The organism is Methylophaga sp. UBA3603 (assembly GCF_002375335.1).
GTDB lineage: Bacteria > Pseudomonadota > Gammaproteobacteria > Nitrosococcales > Methylophagaceae > Methylophaga.
In genome coordinates this window covers 1-3471 of sequence record NZ_DFMC01000003.1, presented here as the reverse complement: position 1 = coordinate 3471, position 3471 = coordinate 1, and the positions used below count along the sequence as shown (strand labels likewise).

At 42.4% G+C, this 3471-nt stretch carries 6 protein-coding genes; 2 read left to right on the top strand and 4 right to left on the bottom strand.

Annotated elements, in window-relative coordinates:
• Positions 1 to 164 precede the first annotated feature (164 nt).
• Both B4F66_RS02200 and B4F66_RS02195 read left to right on the top strand, forming a co-directional pair.
• Positions 165 to 680 (top strand): hypothetical protein, encoded by a 516-nt coding sequence (locus B4F66_RS02200; protein ID WP_292737870.1) that lies wholly within the window; start codon positions 165 to 167, stop codon positions 678 to 680.
• 17 nt (positions 681 to 697) lie between these two features.
• A complete protein-coding gene (locus B4F66_RS02195; RefSeq protein WP_292737873.1) occupies positions 698 to 847 on the top strand; it encodes a hypothetical protein in 150 nt (49 codons plus the stop codon).
• A gap of 50 nt (positions 848 to 897) precedes the next feature.
• On the opposite strand, the gene B4F66_RS02190 is transcribed toward B4F66_RS02195, so the two are convergent.
• Genes B4F66_RS02190 through lexA form a run of 4 tightly spaced genes read right to left on the bottom strand, consistent with a single transcriptional unit; the run spans position 898 to position 3191 of the window.
• On the bottom strand, positions 898 to 1347 hold the full coding sequence (locus B4F66_RS02190) for a hypothetical protein (RefSeq protein ID WP_292737876.1): 450 nt from the start codon (positions 1345 to 1347) through the stop codon (positions 898 to 900).
• On the bottom strand, positions 1347 to 1814 hold the full coding sequence (locus B4F66_RS02185) for a DinB/UmuC family translesion DNA polymerase (protein ID WP_292737879.1): 468 nt from the start codon (positions 1812 to 1814) through the stop codon (positions 1347 to 1349). Before B4F66_RS02185 ends, B4F66_RS02190 begins: the two co-directional genes overlap by 1 nt.
• A gap of 14 nt (positions 1815 to 1828) precedes the next feature.
• Positions 1829 to 2533, bottom strand: coding sequence for a DNA polymerase Y family protein (locus B4F66_RS02180; RefSeq protein ID WP_292737885.1), 705 nt, complete (start codon positions 2531 to 2533; stop codon positions 1829 to 1831).
• 55 nt (positions 2534 to 2588) lie between these two features.
• Positions 2589 to 3191: a transcriptional repressor LexA gene (lexA, locus tag B4F66_RS02175; RefSeq protein ID WP_292737882.1), complete on the bottom strand. Its 603-nt coding sequence runs from the start codon at positions 3189 to 3191 to the stop codon at positions 2589 to 2591.
• Positions 3192 to 3471 lie beyond the last annotated feature (280 nt).

Sequence of the window (3471 nt, the reverse complement as noted above, 5' to 3'; positions counted from 1 at the left end):
TCCGATAAACCCGGTACGATTCACGATTACATTGCCGATCATCTTTCATTCATCCATAATTGTGAAGTTCATCATATAAATAAAGTATTTAATATGAATAAAAAAATGGCACTATCATCCCTCTCTTTTATTGCTCATTTTAAGATTTGAGTGTAAAAAAATCTATGCAGCCTCAAAAAAATGAAAAATACGAATTTTTATATAAATATGCTCGTGCTGCATTTGACGATGAGCTTCAGCGGTTTCGTAATCTAGAAGATAAAGCTTCTAAATTTTTAAGCCTTTTTTCATTAGTCATTGTTGGATATACATTATTAATTGAATCCAACGCAGGTGAAATATTGAACCTTAATAATTTTATATCTTGGCTTGTCTTCATTTCGGTATGTTTCACGTACTTGGCTTTTTTGACTTCATGGAGCTTTCTATTCAGAGCCATGAAATTTATAGAAATGCAAAGGTTGCCTTTAGATGAAAAATTCTTGGAAACTTATGAACCACTTGATCTAACTAGTATTCAATATGTTTTAACAAAAGCTTCGAGTAATTGTCTGAGTAAAGCTCGTGCTGGTAATAAAACAAAATCAGACTTATTAATTAAAGCGTATAAAGATATCGGAATATCCATGTGGGCACTATCCATATCGATTATTTTGATGGTAATAGAGAAATTTATTTAAACCACCTGGAGCAAAAAATGTCTGAAGAAGAAAATTTAAAAGTAGAGGCCCCACCCGAGCCGGTCAGAGATACACCTGTTCCGGATACAGTATCTGTACAAGATGGTTATACCATTCCGAGCGATAAAGGTACTGAGATGATAAATGAAGGAATCAAAAAAGAATAAGTTAGACTGAATGTTTTATTTATCGCCCTTTTTAGGGCGATAAATAACTTTCAGCCATATATTAATTTTCTGATTTTTGACTCCTCCCCATCCTGCACCACCCTAGGCCAACGACTATGGATCTGAGCATCTTCCGGTTCCGGTTCCAGCGTCACCACATACACCCTCTTCTCATTCCCATCCCTCGCCACTAGGCCCTGGATATACTGGCCCTTTTGTAAATCGTACCAGTGGCTATGCCCTTCCAAATCTTTCTCCATAAAACTCAGCACAGGGATCTTTACTGGTTTGGGGAAATACCGCTCCCACACACCGCCATAGATGGATTCAATCTTTGCCCAGCCAGTGACCGGTAAATTACCTGGTTGCTTTAATCGTCGGCCCCAGGGTAATAATTCAATTGAGCCATCTATTTTTAATACCGGCAACATAGCTTTGGGGTTGGGGAAGTACATCCGCATGTATTCATCCCCATATTGAAAGTGAGCTCCACCGCACATCAGATCGTTTTCCTATGGCCAGTAGGTTTCCAAGCCGGGGCAATGACATTCGGCATTTCACTACGGCCCATCACTGGCATTGGCGCCACGGTAAATTCACCATAGCGTTCATTAATCTTATCGACTGCCTGGTTAATTTTCTCGCGCTTCAGCTGATGCTTAGTATCCAAAAACATATCCTGCTGCCGGCACTCAGTTGGGTTTAACGCGGTGATTTGCACCTGCCGGGCTTCCTGGCCAACCCAATGCTTTTGCATAAATTGCCGCCCGAGGTCATAAATGATCTGACCATCATCGGTGGTGTTATCCAGTTTTATTTTGGTGCCCAGCCAACCTTCTTCGGTTTTGATACCTATAAAAAAATGATTTGATTGAAAATTATGCCGGCGCAATCGGGTGCCGACCTTTTCAGCCATGTGCTGCAGGTAAATTAATACGGTCCTTAAATCACGGGTACCAGGTGGCATGACTTTGCCGTGCCCTACTGTTTAGGTGCTTTCACCACCGTGGTGATGGGTTCCGGATCTTTGCCCTGGGCCATCAACCAAATGCGCCGGCCAGGGTTACCAAAACGTTTGGCCAGAATGCCGATTGGCAGCTTTTTCATATCACCGCATTTGTATACGCCATATTTATTTAAAAAGCCGCCGATCCCCCTCGCAATACCACTGAGCTCCGTTACCGGTTCATTGGCCAGCCTGGCTTCTGCTTCCCATGGCGCGATCACGGTTAGCCCATCAGGCTTGACCAGTTTAGCTGCGAATTTGGCAGTCGTTCTATCACCACTCACACCCACGCTGCAGGTGAGCCCAGATGCATCACTCACCGTTTTTTTCACCAGTTTCGCGATCGTTTCAGGTGAGCCCCACAAACTCTGACACATGGTGACATCCAAAAAGGCTTCATCCACCGAGTAGATTTCTAGGTCCGGTGTAATCTTCTCCAATGCCTGCATAATCTGAGTGGATTTCTCTACATATCGATGTGGCCGGCCAGGTGCTTGAATCAAATCAGGGCAAAGCTCTCTTGCTTCTTTCAGACGCATACCGGTTTTCACGCCATACGCCCTGGCTTCGTATGATGAGGTAATGATCGTGCTGCCTAATTTGCCATTGGTAATAGCCACAGGCCGATTACGCCAAAATGGATTGTCCTGTTGCTCAACTTGGGCAAAGAAACAGTTCATATCCACTAAGATAATTACGCGGTCCCAAAAATTTTCACTGGTAGCTTTCATCTCATTAAGGGTAGGTACGTAAGAGACCAACCATCACACCTTGAATACTTAACCTTTTCGTTTCTAATGTGACCGGTTCAAACGCGTCATTTGCTGGCACCAAAGTGACAGTATCGTCTTGATTGATAAATAACGTTTTAAGCGTCGCATCATACCCATCCACTAAAGCAACTATGATGTCCCCATGTTTGGCTTGTCTAGTCGTTTCAACAACAACATAGTCCCCTGACATGATCCCTTTGTCTTTCATGGACTCACCGCTGACTTTGAGTACATAGCGTCCTTTACCTTTGAACAGGATGCTGACGTCAATTTCCGTTTCATCTGCAATGGCTTCAATAAGCCTGCCAGCAGCTATTCTCCCCAACATTGGTAACGTCACCGATGACGTTAGGTCTTCATCTTCAACAAGTTGCAGTCCACGAGTACGCATTGGAAGGTTTTTTAAATGTCCAGCATCAATCAATGCTTGTATATGTTTGTGTGTTGAACCACTGGAGCTAATACCCAGCCCTTTGGCTATTTCATGTACCAGCGGTCCTTCATTGTTTTTGTAAATGTAGTGTCGAATAAAGTTGAGTGTATCTTTTTGTCTTTTAGTAAGCATAATCCACCCATAGAGAATACAGAAAGAACAAAATTAGAACATAGTCAGAACAAAGTTGCTTTAGATTTAAGTGAATTAAATACGGGAGTTTGATATTAAGCGCTTTGGCAAGGGCTCCATTTACGACTCAGATCCAACCTGAGCTACTAAGTTGCGCAGTAAGATAAAATGAGGAGGATGATGAATCTGAGATAATAAATAAGTGATGATCCCGTTTCATTATTGGGAGCAGATAACGTTGCCCATTTCACTCTTTACGGGACTGTAAAAAATTCTGTGT

Coding starts and splice junctions, on each gene's coding strand:
- lexA (WP_292737882.1), bottom strand. CDS start 3,191: ATGCTTACTAAAAGACAAAAAGATACACTCAACTTTATTCGACACTAC.
- B4F66_RS02195 (WP_292737873.1), top strand. CDS start 698: ATGTCTGAAGAAGAAAATTTAAAAGTAGAGGCCCCACCCGAGCCGGTC.
- B4F66_RS02200 (WP_292737870.1), top strand. CDS start 165: ATGCAGCCTCAAAAAAATGAAAAATACGAATTTTTATATAAATATGCT.
- B4F66_RS02180 (WP_292737885.1), bottom strand. CDS start 2,533: ATGAACTGTTTCTTTGCCCAAGTTGAGCAACAGGACAATCCATTTTGG.
- B4F66_RS02185 (WP_292737879.1), bottom strand. CDS start 1,814: ATGCCACCTGGTACCCGTGATTTAAGGACCGTATTAATTTACCTGCAG.
- B4F66_RS02190 (WP_292737876.1), bottom strand. CDS start 1,347: ATGTGCGGTGGAGCTCACTTTCAATATGGGGATGAATACATGCGGATG.